We start from the raw sequence: 16,539 nt of genomic DNA, 5'->3' as shown, positions 1-16,539 counted from the left end.
TGCCGCGAAAAAAATCAGACGCAAAGACACATGCCCGAGGTCAGCCGGGCAAAAACCATCTGGATTCAGGATACGGCGCTGGCAGCTCGCCGACCCGACCAGCGCCACCACAGGCGCAACGACAGCAGCACCGCAATCAGCAATGCGAACAGCAAAGGCTGCGACAAATCATGCTTGCCCGCCTTCATCCAGTAGTAATGCAGCACACCCAGCGGAAGGATGCCGTAAATCAAACGATGCACGCGCTGCCAATGCCGGCCAAGCCGCTTCATCATGCGATTGGTACTGGTCAGCGCCAGTGGCAACAGGCAGACAAACGCAGCGAAGCCGACCGTGATAAACGGGCGCTTCAAGACGTCTTTCCACATTTCCTCAAGATCAAAAAAATGGTCAAACCATAAAAAAGTCAGAAAATGCAGACTGGCATAAAAAAATCCGAACAATCCCAGCATCCTGCGCAATTGCACAATCCAGCCAACATGCAGCAAGCGGCGCAGGGGCGTGATCGCGAGCGTGATGGACAGGAAATACAAAGTCCAGTCACCAGTATTGCGCGAGATAAATTCCAAAGGATTGGCGCCGAGCCGGTCGGTCAGGGCAAAACCCAGCAGGCGTAAAAATGGTATCAGAGCACAGACAAACAAAATCTGTTTGATGCGGGCAATTTGCAGGCGGTCAGGTGTCATCTTGTTCAGAAAAATTTCTTCAGATCCATGCCGCTGTAAAGCGATGCGACTTCGCTGTAACCATTGAACATCAGGGTTTTGCGTTTACGTGTGAACAGGCCATCTTCACCAATCCGCCGTTCGCTGGCCTGCGACCAGCGCGGATGATCCACCTGAGGATTCACATTTGAATAAAAGCCGTATTCATGCGGTGCCGCGTTATTCCAGGCGGTGCGCGGCTGATCTCTGGTCAGACGGATACGAACAATCGATTTGGCGGATTTAAAACCGTATTTCCACGGCACGGTAATCCGCACCGGTGCGCCGTTCTGGTTTGGCAACACCTCGCCATACATGCCCAGCGTCAGCAAGGTCAGCGGGTGATTGGCCTCATCCAGCCGCAAGCCCTCGACATACGGCCAGTCCAGCACCGGGCTGTGCAGGCCGGGCATCTGTTTCTTGTCATCGAGCGTGGTGAATTCCACATAACGCGCACTGCCGGTAGGCTCGATTTTTTTCAGCAACGCAGACAAGGAATAACCGATCCACGGAATCACCATCGACCAGCCTTCAACACAGCGCAGACGGTATATGCGCTCTTCGAGCGGTGCCAGTTTCAGCAGGGCATCCAGGTCCAGCGTCAGCGGCTTTTTGACCTCGCCGTCAATCGTGATCGTCCACGGACGGGTTTTCAGCGAACCTGCCGTCTGGGCCGGATCGGCCTTGTCGGTGCCGAACTCGTAAAAATTGTTGTACGTCGTGGCATCTTTGTACGCTGTTTTTTTCTCCATCAGCGCATAAGCCGGATTCATGGCGGCAGCCAGTTTTTGTGCTGTGCCCGATTGGGCAAATGCTTCCCGGCTGGCCATTTCCAGCAAGGTGCCGCCCGCAATCGAACCGACGGCAAGCTGGCGGATGAATTCCCGGCGGGATTCAAAGACAGCACGCGGAGTGATTTCGGAAGCAGGGATCGGCGTAACGCCGTGCGAGGTGGTTCTGATCAGCATGATGGACTCCTTGTATGAAACATCAGCCATGTCCGTGGTCTTGTTCAGACTGCGGACATGGCGCTTAGTTTCTCATGAGTCGGAAATTTCTGCTGACGCTTACAAAAAATAGCAAGAAAACATCCAAAACATCAGCTGAGACCTGCGTGTCGTCAGACAGCGGGTGGCAGCGAGGGCTTACAGCGCTCCGTAGGAATGCAGACCGGATAAAAACATATTCACGCCGAGGAAAGCAAACGTGGTCACCAGCAAACCAACCAGCGCCCACCAGGCGGCCACCTGCCCACGCAGGCCTTTCATCAGGCGCATGTGCAGCCAGGCAGCGTAATTCAGCCAGACGATCAGGGCCCAGGTTTCTTTCGGGTCCCACGACCAGTAACCGCCCCAGGCATCGGCAGCCCACAAAGCGCCCAGAATGGTCGCAATCGTGAAAAAGGCAAAGCCGACAGCAATCGCTTTGTACATCACATCATCCAGCACTTCCAGCGCCGGCAGACGGTCTGCCAGATAACCTCTGGATTTCAGCAAATACGCCAGCGCCACCATCGCTGCCAGCGCAAACGTGCCGTAGCCGATGAAATTGGCAGGCACATGGATTTTCATCCACCAGCTTTGCAGGGCAGGCACCAGCGGCTGAATTTCTGCGGCATCGCGGCTGACGGTGTACCACAGCAGAAAGCCAACTGCTGCCGAGATCACCAGCAACACAAACGCCCCCAGCTGGCGCGTCGCATATTGCTGCTCGTAGTACAAGTAAAACAGGGCAGTAATCAGCGAAAACAGGATAAAAACTTCATACAGATTGGAAACCGGAATATGGCCAATGTCCACGCCCACCAGATACGACTCATACCAGCGCACCATCATCCCGGTAAAACCCATCACCACCGCAGCCCAGCACAGTACCGAGCCGACCGAAGCACCAAAGCCGGAGCGGGTTATCAGCCCTCCCCAGTAAAACAGGGTGGATAAAAAAAACAGGGTGCTCATCCACAAAATAGCGGACTGGCTCGACAGCAGATACTTCAGTAAAAATTTCTGGTTGCCCGTTTCGAGGTTGCCGCCATACAGGTAAATGGTCGATAAACTCAGCACGGCCAGCAGCAGCATCAGCCGCCTTACCGGTTTCCAGTGCCATCCCAGCCAGGCAAATACTGGCGCTGCCAGCAACAGAATGGCTTTTTCGTAACCATCCATGTAGGCACCGAAACGATTCAGGGCAAACAGCGACGCCAGACTGAGCGCAAAGGCATACAGCCAGTCCAGAATCCCCAGGCGTTTGAAAAACCCCTGATAGGGTGTGTAATGTTGTGTGATTTCCATCTTGATTCCTCAATCCCGTCGCGGCCACCGTGCCGCATGCAGTGTAGCCGATACCGGGACAGCATGTTGCCCTGATTCTAGCTTGCCGCTCCGCCCTGCGCGATATGCGCCAGCTCGGCGCTCAACTGCGTAAATTCTTTTTCAAAATCCAGCGTTTTTCTCTGCGAACTCAGCGCCATCAGTATAGCGGTCCCCGCGCCATCATCCTTGAGCCAGATCCAACAACGCCGCTCACGGATATAGAACATGGCAAACACGCCCAGCACCAGGAACAGGCAACCCAGATACACGACATTTTTTCCGGGAGAGCGCGTTACCTGCAGCACGGAGGCTTTGACTTCGTCAAACTGCCGGAGTTGCAGATAGACCGGCGCGCCATAAAAAAAGGCATCCGACATCGCGGTTGTCGCCAGTTGCAGGAAATGCGCATGCTTTTCAGTCAGCTCCAGCGGCGGCAATTGTTCCTTTTCACGCGCCAGCATCCATAAATCCCACAGACTGCCATTCAGAATCTTCATGAACACATCGGCGGCCTTGCCCTGCTCTGCTGCCGGAATCTGCTCCAGAAAGCGGGAAATCGCCACAAACCCGGCCTGCCGGTTATCGCCGGCAAAGATGGTGAGGCTTTTCCGGGCGGACTCTGCCAGTTGCGACTGCAGCTGTTGTGCATTCGCCATGCTGGCAGGCAAAGCGCGGCGGGCATAACGGGTCGCTGCCTGCTCGCGCAGCAGCGGGTCGCTCATCGCGGCGCGCAGGCGCATCCACTCGACAACGGAATCATTGTCATCCGCCGGAATCCGCAAATAACGGAAACTGTCTGCCGGAGAATCGCGGGTTCCGGCGAGGAACATGTAATCGCCGTCCACCAGTACCGGCTGCATGTAATTATTGAATTCCCTGGCCTGGCCAGTCTTGTCACGCAATTTATACTGGACGCTGGGGCCGACGTTTTTGAGGTCTTTATTATTCGCATTTTTAGCGGCAGACCCCAGGTGCCGGTCCAGATCGGCACTGAATTTTTCATTGAAAGTCTTATTGCCATCCACTGCACGCACATCCGAACCGTTACGTGCCATGTTTTCGACATTAAACGGACGGAAACCCGACCATTCAATCGTGTAATCGCCATCGCCGGCCATTGCTGCCAATGGCGTGCTGCCGCCCACTTCCGCTTTCAGCGGGAAAGTCGCAAAACTGTTGCCGCGCATCGGATATCCCGCCAGCTGCAGGCGGCTGCCGCCATCCTCAAAACTGGACTGATAAACGGCAATGCCTTTATAAATCAGCGGCTGATTGACCTTGATGGTCGAAGAAAACATTTTCCCCGTTTCATGGTCAGTGACTTCCACATCGCTGGCAAACAGCTTCGGCATGCCGCTGCTGTAAAAATCGATGGTGAATTTCTTGAGCCGGATGGTGAATGGCAGATCCTGAATCAGTACGCCGGTCTGTTGCGGAATGATCGCCGTATTGCTGCTGGCACCTTCCGGAATCATGGTATTGCCGCGGAAAGCCGGATTCGATAATGGCAGCCGGTGCTGCTGAGGAATTTTCGCGATGATGCCATTGCCGTCAAACGGGACTTTGCCCATGAACCACATTTGAAAGCGTATCGGCAAATCCGAGTCGATCAAACCGCCGACGCAAATAATCACGATGGCTGCGTGCGCAAAGATATAGCCCCATTTGTTACCGGCGCCTTTTTTGGCGACGACCAGCGTGGCACCGTCCTTGTCCACTGTTTTCCACTGATAACCGGTACGGTTCAGATGATGGCTGATCGCCGCAAGCAGGGAGGAGCGCGTCCCCGTGCTGTGCCATTCCGCCTTATGACCGAAATTGCGCAGCGACTGCTCACGCACATGCTCGCGCCAGCTGCGCATGTCCTTCAGCATTTTCGGTGTATTGCGGATCAGGCAGAGGCTGGTGGACAACACCAGAAATCCCATAATCAGCAAAAACCACCATGCCGAATACACCGTGTACAGGCTGAAACGGTTGAAAATTTCAAACCAGAACGGCCCGAACTGATTCACATAATTCGGCATCGGCTCATTTTGCTTCAGCACGGTGCCGATCACAGAAGCAATCGCAATCAGGGTCAGCAAGCTGATGGCAAAGCGCATCGACGATAACAGCTCCACCGCATCGGCCAGCCAGGCGCGGCGTGTGCTGAGCTGGATGCCGCGGGTATCTGCCAGCGCTTCGTTTTCGTCTGTCTTGTATTCCATACTGTCTTGAAAAATCTCAGAGTTGACGCAAATTTGCCCTGCCCCAGCGACATACTGCAGTCAGCCTGCCTGAGGCGATAAAGTGCAACCGGCTGCAACAACAACAACGCCGGGATATGCGCGTCCGCTCTGAATCTGAAAAAAAGGGGATGGCATTACGCCACCCCCTCCCTGTTTTTGCAACTGCGCCGGAATTACTTCAGGCCAGCCACGTAATCAGCCACTGCCTTCATTTCGTCGTCAGACATTTTCTTGGAAATGGTGACCATCTGGGCGCTGTTTTTACGCGCACCGGTACGGAAATTAGTCAGCTGGGCAATCGTGTAATCCTGGTGCTGGCCAGCGATGCGCGGGAACTGGGCAGGGATACCTGCGCCGTTCGGGCTGTGGCAGCCGGCACAGGCCGGAACATTCTTTTCTGCGATACCACCGCGGTAAATCTGCTTGCCGAGTTCAACGATGTCTTTATTTTTCGCGGCACCGGGTTTGGACTGCTGCACAGACAGATAGGCTGCGAGGTTTTTCATGTCTTCCTGTGTCATTGCCTTGGCGAAGGTGGTCATGACAGGGTTGTTGCGGTCTGCACCAGTAAAGTCCTGGAGCTGTTTGGTGATGTAAGCCTCGTGCTGGGCTGACAGTTTAGGATTCACCGTGATGGTCGAGTTACCGGCAGCGCCGTGGCAGGAAGCGCAGGCAACAATACCGCGTGCCGCATCACCGTTAGTGAACAAAGCTTCACCTTTTGCAGGATCGGCCTTTGCAGCTTTGGCTGGTTCGTTAGCGTATGCGGCGGAAGCAATCGCTGAAACAGCAAGAACAGCGACGCGGAGGGACTTCAAACATGGTAAGAAAGCACGGTTCATTCAAACACCCTGAGACTAAATAAGAGAAATCTGTCCTGATGGCGACACATTGCTGCCTGGTCCGTACGCATCAGCCGATGAAACCTTCCTGCAAAGGAAAGGACTTGCTTGTTGCTGCCCATTACCTAACCCCTTATTGTACAATAGCTTTCAGGCGTTTTTACCGCTGACTGTTGCATTTTTCAATTTTTCCTTTCCCTATGTCTATCCTTTGGCAAGCCCGCTTTTTTACCACGGTAAATCACTTACGTGATCTGCCGCGTACCCATGTGCCGGAAATTGCCTTCGCCGGCCGTTCTAACGCCGGAAAATCAACCGCTATTAATACACTATGCAATCAGAAGAAGCTTTGTTTTGCATCAAAAACCCCTGGTCGCACCCAGCATATTAATTTTTTCTCGATCGGCGGCGCGCACGTCGGCCAGCACCGGAAAGACGAAACCCGCGTTGACGAAATCCGCGCCCTGCTGGTTGATTTGCCGGGCTATGGCTACGCTGAAGTGCCCGGCGTTGCAAAAGATCACTGGAACCAGTTGCTCGGCGCCTATGTACAGCGCCGCACCCAGCTCGCAGCACTCGTGCTGGTGATGGATGCCCGACGCCCGTTCACCGATCTGGACCGGCAGATGCTCGAGTGGTTCGCACCATCCGGCAAACCAGTGCACTGCATCCTGACCAAAGCAGACAAGCTGAACCGCAATGAATCCGCCAATGCTTTGCGCCAGGCCAAAGCCGTGCTGGCCGAATACACCGATGATGAAGGTCCGCTGTTTCCGTACAGCGTGCAGCTGTTTTCTGCCCTGAAGCGCACCGGCATTGAAGAAGCCGATGCCAGAGTCCAGCAACTGGTGGGACTCGATCAGCCGCTGCCGGTCACTCCGGAAGCATCCGGTTCGCCGGATCACGGGGAAGATATGGCGGTGCCGGAATAAAAAGCCCCCGGCCGGTCAGCCGGGGGAAATAACAACCGTTCGAATAGGGACGAACGGTGCCCGCTCAGGGAGGAGAAGCGGTAGGCTCGGAGATCATTCCTTACCTGTGCTTTAAGATGTGCTTGCTTAAAAAAAGTTTCATTTAATTTTTTCTCAAATTCTACTCATCATGTCCTCAATGAAACCTTCCCAATACCCCGCCGTGCGTATGCGCCGTATGCGCAAAGATGCGTTTTCACGCGCGCTGATGCGCGAAAACACGATTACCACCGCCGATCTGATTTATCCGGTTTTCGTTATCGATGGAAAAAATCAGTCGGAGAAAGTCGCATCGATGCCCGGTGTCGAGCGTGTTTCAGTCGATCTGCTGCTTGGCGTGGCAGAAGAATGCGTGGCACTGGGAATCCCGGTCATGGCATTATTTCCTGCCATCAGCCCGGCACTGAAAACGCCGGACGGTGTGGAAGCCACCAATCCCGACGGTCTGATTCCGCGTGCGATCCGCGAGCTCAAGAGCCGATTTCCGGAACTCGGCATCCTGACCGACGTTGCGCTTGATCCGTACACCAGTCATGGTCAGGACGGCATTCTCGACGCCAACGGTTATGTGCTGAACGATCAGACGGTGGACATGCTGGTACGTCAGGCGCTGACACAGGCACGCGCCGGTGCCGATATCGTGGCGCCCAGCGACATGATGGATGGCCGCATCGGTGCGATCCGCCATGCGCTCGAATCGCATAATTTCATCCACACCCGCATCATGGCGTATTCTGCAAAATACGCGTCTGCATTTTATGGCCCGTTCCGCGATGCGGTCGGCTCGGCGGCGAATCTCGGAAAAAGCGACAAGGCGAGTTACCAGATGGACCCGGCCAACAGCGATGAGGCGCTGCGCGAAGTGGCGCTCGATCTGGCCGAAGGCGCCGACATGGTGATGGTCAAACCGGGCATGCCGTATCTCGATATCGTCCGCCGCGTCAAGGACGAATTCAAGGTTCCGACCTTTGCCTATCAGGTCAGCGGCGAATACGCGATGATCAAGGCGGCCGCGCAGAACGGCTGGCTGGATCACAACAAGACCATGATGGAAGCCATGCTGGCATTCAAACGCGCCGGCGCTGACGGCGTGCTCACGTACTTTGCACGCGACATTGCACGCCTGCTGAAACATGCCTGATTCCGGCTCAATTCCAGCTTAAATCCGGCTCAGTCCGGTGTTCCGGTCAGTCCTGCCTGCGTGTGGCCTGACCGGAACGATCAAGCTCACTCATCACGACGTTTTCACTTCCGCCCTCGCTTCAGCCGGTATTTTTCCGTCAGCGTTTTACGTACCGGAAGACAAAGCCGCAGCCACGGCAATCAATGCGTTACACTGCTGTGCATCATGATTTTCCACGACAGCGCGCATGAACATTTTTCACATTACCGACCATCAGGTACTGCTTAACCCGGCAGCCGGCCAGCCAGCGCAGGCCACGTTTCTCTGGCTCGACGCCACGCATGATGAAGTGGGCGCGAATCCGGAAGCATGGCGCGCGGAAGTCGAACGCATTACCGGCATTCATCTTTACGATCTGCATCTGGCCGATGCGCTCAACCTGAGCCATCCCTCGTATTTCGACAACGCGCATGATTATGAAATGCTGGTATTCCGCAAACTGGCGCTGAATGGTGAAACCAGCGTCGCCGCGGAAAGTGCGGAACAGCAAAAACGGAAAATCCCGGCAGCGCTGAATAAGCTGGCGACCCAGCCGGTTACCTTTTTCCTGCTGGGCAACGCCCTGATCACGGTCCGCGATGCGAAAAGCCGCACCATCGAAACGGCGCGTCAGAAGTTATTACACCACCGCCAGAAGGCCGAATCCAGTCCGCATGCTGGCAGCAGATTGCCCGCCTCGCCGATAGACCTGATGCTGCGGCTGCTCAATGCCATGGTGGATCAGTATCTGGAACTGCGTCAGCCGCTGACGCAGCAACTGGATCGCTGGCAACATGCGCTGCTGGACCCGCGCCGCCCGTTCAACAACTGGATGGCATTGCTCGATTCGCGTCTCGAATTGCGCAAGCTCGATAACCTGTGTGAAGAGCAGCACGATGCGCTGCAGGAATTACGCGATCACATCGTGGACACCCATGACGGCGGCAACGACGATCATGGCCGCGCCAAAGACTTGCTGCTGGTGCGAACGAATGATGTGATGGAACATATCAGCCGGGTTCTGAACCATGCGCGGCGGCTGGAAGCTTCACTGGAATCCGCGGTGCAGATTCATTTTTCGGCCATGGCGCACAGAACCAGCGAAATCATGCGCACCCTGACGGTCATCACCGCCTTGTTTATGCCGCTGACGCTGATTACCGGCATCTTCGGCATGAACTTCGAGATCATGCCATTGCTGAAGCATCCGGCCGGCTTCTGGATCGCCATGGGCAGCATGGCCATCATCGTTCTGCTTCTCTTGATTTACTTCCGCAGCCAACGCTATCTGGAAGACCGGGCACGTAACCGGCATTCACAAAAATAGGGAGTATCGGTAAAAAACAGGCTATCCTCCAGACAGCAATTAGACTTTCACAGATACTCCCCCCCCAGTATATTTTGACGCCAATGACAACATCTTCATCAAACCACAGCTTTCTCTGGCACGACTATGAAACTTTCGGCGCCGTTCCGCGACGTGACCGGCCCGCACAGTTTGCGGCCATCCGCACCGACGCGGAGCTGCGTGAAACCGGCGAGGAAATCATGCTGTACTGCCAGCCAGCGCCCGATTTCCTGCCCGATCCGCAATCCTGCCTGATCACCGGCATCACGCCGCAAACCTGTCTGGAACTGGGTGTGCCGGAACATCGTTTTGCACAGCAGATAGAAGCCATGTTTTCGCAGTCCGGCACCATCGGCGTCGGCTACAACACGATTCGTTTCGATGATGAAGTCACCCGCTTTTTGTTCTGGCGCAACCTGATCGATCCGTATGCGCGGGAATGGCAAAACCAGTGCAGCCGCTGGGATTTGCTGGATGTGGTGCGCACTGCCTACGCCCTGCGTCCGGAAGGTATCCAGTGGCCGCTGAATGATGAAGGCAGGCCAAGTTTCAAACTGGAGCATCTGAGCGCAGCTAACGGTCTGACACATGAAGCAGCGCACGATGCCTTATCCGATGTGCGCGCCACGATTGCCCTCGCCCGCCTGCTGCGCGAGAAAAATCCCAGACTATTTGATTTCTGCCTCGCGCTCCGCAAAAAAGACCGGGTCATGGAAGAAATCGGCTGGCCGCTCAAAAAACCTTTCCTGCACATCAGCGGCATGTTTCCTGCGGAACGGGGCTGTCTCGCGGTCGTCTGGCCGCTGGCGATGCACCCAGTCAATAAAAATGAAATCATCGTCTGGGATCTGCAACATGATCCGGCCGGGCTGACCGACCTGAGTGTGGAGGACATTCGTCTGCGCATGTTCAGCAAAACCGCCGATTTGCCGGAAGATGTCAGCCGGTTGCCGGTGAAAACCATCCATATCAATAAGTCACCGATCGTCATCAGCAATCTGAAAACCCTCAGCCCAGACCGCGCCGCCCACTGGGGAATCGCCATGCCGGAGATCATGGCGCACGCCGAGCGTGCGGCCGCGCTACCGGATATGAGCGCAGTCTGGGAAGCCGTCTTTGAACGTCCGCCCGCAACAGCCAGCGATGTCGACGAAGACCTGTATAACGGTTTTATCAGTCCGGCAGACCGGAAAATCCTGAATCAGTTGCGCGGCCTCGATCCGGATCAGCTTGCCCGCCATACAGCCAGTTTTCAGGATGCCCGGCTGGAAGAACTGCTGTTTCGCTACCGAGCCAGAAATTTCCCGGCCACGCTGACGGAAGAAGAAACCCAGCTATGGGAAGACCATCGCGCCAGCCGGCTGCACGACGGGGCAGGCAGTGCGCTGACCGCAGAGCAGTTTTTTGAACGCATCGACCAGCTGTCTGAAGACGCTGATGAACGGGCCGAAGAAATTCTGGGGGCATTGTACGACTACGCCGAACACATCGTGCCAACCCGCTGAACCAACCGGTCATCGCCCAGTAAAAATCCCGGTCATCGGAAGATGCCGGGATACGATACAAGCCAGGAAGGCTTATTTATTCGGTTGCGGCGTAATGCGCAGATAAGGCTTCGGCGCCCGGTAGCCTTTCGGATATTTTGCACGGATCACGTCTTCATCCTTGACGGACAAAGGAATGATCACGTCATCGCCGTCCTTCCAGTTGCCCGGCGTGGCGACGGTGTAGCCATCGGTCAGCTGCAAGGCATCGATCACGCGCAGCACTTCGTCAAAATTCCGGCCTGTGCTGAGCGGGTAGGTAATGATGAGGCGGACTTTTTTTGCCGGATCAATGATAAACAGAGAACGGACAGTCACAGTCTCCGACTGGTTCGGGTGGATCATGTCGAACAGCGTGGCAACCTTACGGTCTGCATCGGCAATGATAGGAAAGCCGACCACGGTTTTCTGGGTCTCCTCAATATCCTTGATCCATTGCAGATGAGAGTCTGCACCGTCCACAGACAAGGCAATCGCCTTGACATTGCGCTTGTCAAATTCCGGTTTCAGCCTGGCAGTCAGGCCAAGCTCGGTCGTGCAGACGGGCGTGAAATCAGCCGGATGCGAAAACAGCACCACCCAGGAATTTCCCGCCCATTCATGAAATTTCAGTTTGCCAACGGAAGAATCCTGCTCAAAATCGGGGGCGATATCGCCTAAACGTAAAGTCATCTTGATCTCCTGGAAAGACAGAGTTTGACTATAGTCGGCGCAATCGCAGGATTCAAGAACAGAGAAGTTAAATGCTTATATTATCCGGAATATAAGCATTTAACAGCGGGCGTCCGGCGCAACCGGATTTTTACGGCGCGCCATAGAGGGTTAACGCACCGGCGTGGTCTTACTCAAAGATTGCAGGAATTTTCCGGCGTTCTGGTAACCGACGACACGGGTATCGGCAATTTCTTTACCCTGCGCATCAAAGAAAATAATGCCGGGCGGACCGAATAATCCAAACCGCTTCAACAACGCCTTGTCTTCCGCGCTGTTTACCGTCACGTCTGCCTGCAGCAACAACATCGCATCCAGCTTCTGCCTGACTTGCGGATCGGTAAAGGTCAGTTTCTCCATTTCCTTGCAGGACACGCACCAGTCCGCATAGAAATCCAGCATCGCGACTTTGCCTTTACTCTGCGCCAGAGCGGCATCCAGCTCCGCAACGCTGCGTACCCGCATGAACGTCACGCCATGCTCCTGCGTCCCCAGCAAATGCGCCAGCGGTGCGTACACATCACGCCCACCGGTACTGACGCCAACCAGCTGCGTCAGCCCCAGTACCGCAAACAACACTGCGACCGTTTTGGCGAGCATGGATGCACGGTGAAACAGCAGCAGAAATGCCGCGTATCCCAGCAACAGCAAAGCCCAGCCCAGCATCTGCAGCCAGACCGGAATGACCGGCGAAATCATCCACAATGCCATCGCCAGCATCAGTACGCCAAAAAACTGCTTGATACTTTCCATCCAGACACCGGCGCGCGGCAGCAAACTCCCCGCCGACAAGCCGAGCAACAACAACGGAACGCCCATGCCTAAGGCAATCGCAAACATTGCCGCACCGCCGACCAGCACATCACGCGTCTGGCTGATGTAGACCAGCGCGCCAATCAGTGGTCCGGTCACGCAGGGCCCGACAATCAGGGCAGAAATAGCACCCATCAGAAACACGCCGAACAGTTTTCCTAAACGGCTGTCGCGCTGACCTTCGGAGATTGCGGTCAGACGCGTTTGCAGCGCGGCCGGCATTTGCAGCTGGTACAGGTTAAACATCGACATGGCGAGTATCACCATGAACAGCGAAAATGCGCCCAGCACCCAGGGATTTTGCAAAGTCGCTGCCAGCCCCTCTCCTGCCAGCCCGGCAGCTACTCCCATTCCGGTGTAGACCAGCGACATGCCCAGCACATACGCGACCGACAGCAGGAAAGCGCGGGCACGGCTGACGTCGGCACCTTCGCCAACAATGATAAATGACAGAATGGGCACCATCGGCAACACGCAGGGTGTCAGCGACAAACCCAGCCCCAGCACAAAAAACAAAGGCAGAATCACCAGCAACTTCCCGCTTTTTAACGCGGCGCTGATGCTGCTGTCGCTGTCCGGCAAACCGGTTGCCGCCGACGGATCCGGCTTCACCTCACTCTCAACAGCCTGATTGCCGGTGACATCAGAGGTTGCAGAAGTGGCAGATGTGGCAGCAGTCCCAGCCTGCAAGACAAATTCACTTTCCTGCGGCGGATAGCACAAGCCCTGGTCGGCACAACCTTGCCGCACGACTTTCAGATGAAATTCTCCTTTAGCCTGAACCGGAATCCGGACAAGCAGCGCATGCCGGTAGGTTTCAACTTCCTTTTGAAAGGTCTCGTCAAATTTGATTTTGCCGGCAGGCAGAACCGGTGCGCCGAGTTGCGCATCCGGCGATGTGAATTTCAGGCGCTCACGGTAGAGGTAATATCCATCGGCCACACCCAGCTTCACCTCCACCATGTCAGGAGCGGCCATTTTGGCATCGGCTGTGAACGCGACTTCAGGATCCAGAAAGTCATCCGCGGCAGCGACCGGCATCCAGACCAGAAACGCGCTGATCAATAGGAAACTGCAAAATGCGGAAACGGGATGCCAGTAAGGTAAAAAGGCTTTGATCTTCCGGTTTGAATGCTGCATAGAATTAATTTCCTGTCTGTTCTCTGATCCATTGCAGATAAGCGGGTAAGCCATCTACGATCGGAATCGCAATAATTTCGGGAAGCTGATAAGGATGCATCGAGATAATCAGCCGCTCCACCTCACTATACAGGCGTTGAACGGTCTTGATCTGCAAGGCGACCTCTGTTGCCGTCTCTTGTTTTCCTTCCCAGAAATACATGGACAGCATTTCCGGCATGACGTTCACACAAGCCGCCAGTTTTTGCACTAATAACTGATTTGCCAGTTGCACTGCCATGCCGCGGTCAGGACAATTGCAAAGTACCAGCAAACCATTGTCTTTGAGATTTTTCATACCTGCTATTGTAGCGGGATCACAATAAAAAAAAGCCCGGACCAGCCGGGCTTTTTTCATTGAAAGATACTGCAATTACTCAGCAACCGGAGCATCGGCTGCGTCAGTGATTTCAGGACGATCAACCAGCTCAACAAAAGCCATCGGTGCATTGTCGCCAACGCGGAAACCCATTTTCAGGATACGCAGATAGCCGCCGTTGCGGGTTGCGTAACGCGGGCCCAGTTCTGCAAACAGCTTCTGGACAATTTCGCGGTCGCGCAGACGGGAGAATGCCAGACGCTTGTTAGCTAGTGTGTCGGTTTTACCCATTGTCAGAATCGGCTCGACAACACGGCGCAATTCTTTTGCTTTAGGCAGCGTTGTTTTGATCGCTTCATGACGCAGCAGGGAAACTGTCATGTTGCGCAACATTGCCAGACGGTGGGAGGAGGTACGGTTCAGCTTACGTAAGCCGTGACGGTGACGCATGGTATTTCCTTTCAAGTTTAAAAAATTCCAGCTCTTCTATCACCAGATGGTGCGGGCCGGTAGGTGCTGCTATTAAACCGGACAGCAGCATTGCTGTCCGGGGTACAAATTATTTTTCCAGACCGGCTGGTGGCCAGTTTTCCAGCTTCATGCCCAGAGACAGACCACGGGATGCCAGCACTTCTTTGATTTCGTTCAAAGACTTGCGACCCAGGTTTGGTGTCTTCAACAGTTCATTTTCGCTACGCTGGATCAGATCGCCAATGTAGTAAATGTTTTCTGCTTTCAGGCAGTTTGCAGAGCGGACTGTCAGCTCCAGATCATCGACCGGACGCAACAGAACTGGGTCAACTGCAGGCGCGCGGGATGGTGCTTCAGCAGCAGCTTCCGTGCCTTCCAGGGCAGCGAATACATTCAGTTGATCAACCAGCACACGGGCCGACTGACGGATCGCTTCTTCAGGAGAAATGACTCCGTTAGTCTCGATATTGATGACCAGCTTGTCCAAATCGGTACGCTGTTCCACGCGAGCGGATTCAACTGCGTAAGATACGCGGCGAACCGGGGAGAAGGACGCGTCCAGAATCATACGACCAATGGTTTTGTTCGCATCTTCAGACAAACGACGGACGTTACCTGGCACATAGCCACGGCCCTTTTCCACTTTGATCTGCATGTCGAGCTTGCCACCGGCAGTCAGATTAGCGATCACGTGATCCGGGTTGATCAGCTCCACGTCATGCGGCAGATCGATGTCGGATGCCAGCACAGCACCTTCGCCATCTTTTTTCAAAGTCAGCGTGACTTCATCACGGTTATGCAGCTTGAACACCACACCTTTGAGGTTCAGCAGAATGTCTACAACGTCTTCCTGAACGCCATCGAGGGACGAGTACTCATGAACAACGCCAGCGATCGTCACTTCGGTTGGTGCATAGCCTGTCATCGTGGACAACAGCACACGACGCAACGCATTGCCCAAAGTATGGCCGTAACCGCGTTCAAATGGCTCCATCACGACTTTTGCGTGACCAGGGCCGAGCATTTCCACATCAATAATACGTGGCTTCAACAGATTTGTTTGCATGAAATGTCCTTTTCAATACCCTCGGTTCGTTACACCGATAAGGCTGATGGCATTAAAGAAAAAAGCCTGCCTGTAGAAATACAGGCAGGCGGTGAAACTTAAAATTAACGAGAATACAATTCAACGATCAGGGATTCGTTGACGTCGTGAGCGATGTCACTGCGATCTGGCATGGACTTGAAAGTACCTTCCATTTTCTTCGCATCAACAGCAACCCAGGATGGCATGCCGGACTGTTCTGCCAGAGACAGCGCTTCAACGATACGCACTTGCTTTTTCGCTTTTTCACGAACAGCAACAACGTCACCGGCTTTAACCTGGTAAGAAGCGATGTTCACGACGATACCGTTAACGGTGAATGCCTTGTGGCTTACCAGCTGACGCGCTTCTGCACGTGTGGAGCCGAAGCCCATACGGTAAGCAACGTTGTCCAGACGGGATTCCAGTAATTTCAGCAGTGTTTCGCCGGTATTGCCTTTTTGACGGTCAGCTTCAGCGAAATAACGGCGGAACTGACGCTCCAAAACGCCGTACATACGCTTAACTTTTTGTTTTTCGCGCAACTGGTTACCGAAGTCAGAGGTACGGGCACCGGAGGTGCGACCATGCTGACCTGGCTTTGCATCCAGTTTGCATTTGGAATCTAAAGAGCGGCGTGCGCTTTTCAGAAACAGATCTGTGCCTTCGCGGCGGGAGAGTTTAGCCTTTGGTCCGATATAACGTGCCACAGTATTTTCCTTTATCAATGACGCAGCTAGAACTGCGCTAGTCTGATCTACCTGCTATCAGACAGTGGTCTTAAAGTCTGAAATTTTTCAGACAAAATAAATTTACCAACACAAAACCCGCCAACAAAATGGCGGGTC

Annotated in this window: 15 protein-coding genes; 4 read left to right on the top strand and 11 right to left on the bottom strand. The window is 54.5% G+C overall.

Annotated features, from left to right (window positions below; translation table 11 throughout):
• Window positions 1-65: 65 nt before the first annotated feature.
• The 5 genes from H8K27_RS02425 to H8K27_RS02405 form a co-directional block, all read right to left on the bottom strand.
• Window positions 66-686, bottom strand: coding sequence for a protein-methionine-sulfoxide reductase heme-binding subunit MsrQ (locus H8K27_RS02425; protein WP_186861602.1), 621 nt, complete (start codon window positions 684-686; stop codon window positions 66-68).
• 5 nt (window positions 687-691) lie between these two features.
• Window positions 692-1,672 (bottom strand): protein-methionine-sulfoxide reductase catalytic subunit MsrP, encoded by a 981-nt coding sequence (msrP, locus tag H8K27_RS02420; RefSeq protein ID WP_186861601.1) that lies wholly within the window; start codon window positions 1,670-1,672, stop codon window positions 692-694.
• Window positions 1,673-1,849: 177 nt separating this feature from the next.
• Window positions 1,850-2,995 carry a c-type cytochrome biogenesis protein CcsB gene (ccsB, locus tag H8K27_RS02415; protein WP_186861600.1) on the bottom strand — a complete coding sequence of 382 codons (1,146 nt, stop codon included), beginning with the start codon at window positions 2,993-2,995 and terminating at the stop codon, window positions 1,850-1,852.
• Window positions 2,996-3,072: 77 nt separating this feature from the next.
• Entirely contained in the window at window positions 3,073-5,226 is a 2,154-nt protein-coding gene (locus tag H8K27_RS02410) for a cytochrome c biogenesis protein ResB (protein ID WP_186861599.1), read from the bottom strand.
• A 194-nt stretch (window positions 5,227-5,420) separates the two neighbouring features.
• Window positions 5,421-6,089 (bottom strand): c-type cytochrome, encoded by a 669-nt coding sequence (locus tag H8K27_RS02405; protein WP_186861598.1) that lies wholly within the window; start codon window positions 6,087-6,089, stop codon window positions 5,421-5,423.
• 200 nt (window positions 6,090-6,289) lie between these two features.
• Between H8K27_RS02405 and yihA the strand changes: the two genes are divergently transcribed.
• From yihA to sbcB, 4 genes are all read left to right on the top strand, one after another.
• Window positions 6,290-7,021, top strand: coding sequence for a ribosome biogenesis GTP-binding protein YihA/YsxC (gene yihA / locus H8K27_RS02400; protein ID WP_186861597.1), 732 nt, complete (start codon window positions 6,290-6,292; stop codon window positions 7,019-7,021).
• Window positions 7,022-7,199: 178 nt separating this feature from the next.
• On the top strand, window positions 7,200-8,201 hold the full coding sequence (hemB, locus tag H8K27_RS02395) for a porphobilinogen synthase (RefSeq protein WP_186861596.1): 1,002 nt from the start codon (window positions 7,200-7,202) through the stop codon (window positions 8,199-8,201).
• Between the two features lie 229 nt (window positions 8,202-8,430).
• On the top strand, window positions 8,431-9,549 hold the full coding sequence (locus H8K27_RS02390; RefSeq protein ID WP_186861595.1) for a magnesium transporter CorA family protein: 1,119 nt from the start codon (window positions 8,431-8,433) through the stop codon (window positions 9,547-9,549).
• Between the two features lie 83 nt (window positions 9,550-9,632).
• Window positions 9,633-11,075 (top strand): exodeoxyribonuclease I, encoded by a 1,443-nt coding sequence (gene sbcB, locus H8K27_RS02385; protein WP_186861594.1) that lies wholly within the window; start codon window positions 9,633-9,635, stop codon window positions 11,073-11,075.
• Between the two features lie 72 nt (window positions 11,076-11,147).
• Here the strand turns inward: sbcB and H8K27_RS02380 are convergent, their stop codons facing one another.
• The 6 genes from H8K27_RS02380 to rpsD form a co-directional block, all read right to left on the bottom strand.
• Window positions 11,148-11,786, bottom strand: a complete 639-nt coding sequence (locus H8K27_RS02380; RefSeq protein ID WP_186861593.1) for a peroxiredoxin — start codon at window positions 11,784-11,786, stop codon at window positions 11,148-11,150.
• A gap of 150 nt (window positions 11,787-11,936) precedes the next feature.
• Window positions 11,937-13,778 carry a protein-disulfide reductase DsbD gene (gene dsbD / locus H8K27_RS02375; protein WP_186861592.1) on the bottom strand — a complete coding sequence of 614 codons (1,842 nt, stop codon included), beginning with the start codon at window positions 13,776-13,778 and terminating at the stop codon, window positions 11,937-11,939.
• Between the two features lie 4 nt (window positions 13,779-13,782).
• Window positions 13,783-14,115: a divalent-cation tolerance protein CutA gene (gene cutA / locus H8K27_RS02370; RefSeq protein ID WP_186861591.1), complete on the bottom strand. Its 333-nt coding sequence runs from the start codon at window positions 14,113-14,115 to the stop codon at window positions 13,783-13,785.
• A 75-nt stretch (window positions 14,116-14,190) separates the two neighbouring features.
• The gene (rplQ, locus tag H8K27_RS02365) at window positions 14,191-14,586 is read right to left on the bottom strand and encodes a 50S ribosomal protein L17 (protein ID WP_186861590.1); all 396 of its coding nucleotides are present in this window, start codon (window positions 14,584-14,586) and stop codon (window positions 14,191-14,193) included.
• A 109-nt stretch (window positions 14,587-14,695) separates the two neighbouring features.
• On the bottom strand, window positions 14,696-15,673 hold the full coding sequence (locus tag H8K27_RS02360) for a DNA-directed RNA polymerase subunit alpha (protein WP_176804264.1): 978 nt from the start codon (window positions 15,671-15,673) through the stop codon (window positions 14,696-14,698).
• 104 nt (window positions 15,674-15,777) lie between these two features.
• Window positions 15,778-16,401, bottom strand: coding sequence for a 30S ribosomal protein S4 (gene rpsD, locus H8K27_RS02355; RefSeq protein ID WP_162021767.1), 624 nt, complete (start codon window positions 16,399-16,401; stop codon window positions 15,778-15,780).
• Between the last annotated feature and the right edge of the window lie 138 nt (window positions 16,402-16,539).

The sequence above is a fragment of the Cognatundibacterium griseum genome, from assembly GCF_014284195.1.
Classification (GTDB): Bacteria; Pseudomonadota; Gammaproteobacteria; order Burkholderiales; family Burkholderiaceae_D; genus Undibacterium; species Undibacterium griseum.
Note: the sequence above shows the minus strand (reverse complement) of the source record. Positions and strands in the feature narration are given on the sequence as shown.

What these genes read in the sequence shown, in the direction of transcription:
- msrP (WP_186861601.1), bottom strand. Translation starts at nt 1,672, where the DNA reads ATGCTGATCAGAACCACCTCGCACGGCGTTACGCCGATCCCTGCTTCC.
- H8K27_RS02390 (WP_186861595.1), top strand. Translation starts at nt 8,431, where the DNA reads ATGAACATTTTTCACATTACCGACCATCAGGTACTGCTTAACCCGGCA.
- H8K27_RS02425 (WP_186861602.1), bottom strand. Translation starts at nt 686, where the DNA reads ATGACACCTGACCGCCTGCAAATTGCCCGCATCAAACAGATTTTGTTT.
- ccsB (WP_186861600.1), bottom strand. Translation starts at nt 2,995, where the DNA reads ATGGAAATCACACAACATTACACACCCTATCAGGGGTTTTTCAAACGC.
- dsbD (WP_186861592.1), bottom strand. Translation starts at nt 13,778, where the DNA reads ATGCAGCATTCAAACCGGAAGATCAAAGCCTTTTTACCTTACTGGCAT.
- sbcB (WP_186861594.1), top strand. Translation starts at nt 9,633, where the DNA reads ATGACAACATCTTCATCAAACCACAGCTTTCTCTGGCACGACTATGAA.
- H8K27_RS02405 (WP_186861598.1), bottom strand. Translation starts at nt 6,089, where the DNA reads ATGAACCGTGCTTTCTTACCATGTTTGAAGTCCCTCCGCGTCGCTGTT.
- H8K27_RS02380 (WP_186861593.1), bottom strand. Translation starts at nt 11,786, where the DNA reads ATGACTTTACGTTTAGGCGATATCGCCCCCGATTTTGAGCAGGATTCT.
- yihA (WP_186861597.1), top strand. Translation starts at nt 6,290, where the DNA reads ATGTCTATCCTTTGGCAAGCCCGCTTTTTTACCACGGTAAATCACTTA.
- H8K27_RS02360 (WP_176804264.1), bottom strand. Translation starts at nt 15,673, where the DNA reads ATGCAAACAAATCTGTTGAAGCCACGTATTATTGATGTGGAAATGCTC.
- rplQ (WP_186861590.1), bottom strand. Translation starts at nt 14,586, where the DNA reads ATGCGTCACCGTCACGGCTTACGTAAGCTGAACCGTACCTCCTCCCAC.
- H8K27_RS02410 (WP_186861599.1), bottom strand. Translation starts at nt 5,226, where the DNA reads ATGGAATACAAGACAGACGAAAACGAAGCGCTGGCAGATACCCGCGGC.
- hemB (WP_186861596.1), top strand. Translation starts at nt 7,200, where the DNA reads ATGAAACCTTCCCAATACCCCGCCGTGCGTATGCGCCGTATGCGCAAA.
- cutA (WP_186861591.1), bottom strand. Translation starts at nt 14,115, where the DNA reads ATGAAAAATCTCAAAGACAATGGTTTGCTGGTACTTTGCAATTGTCCT.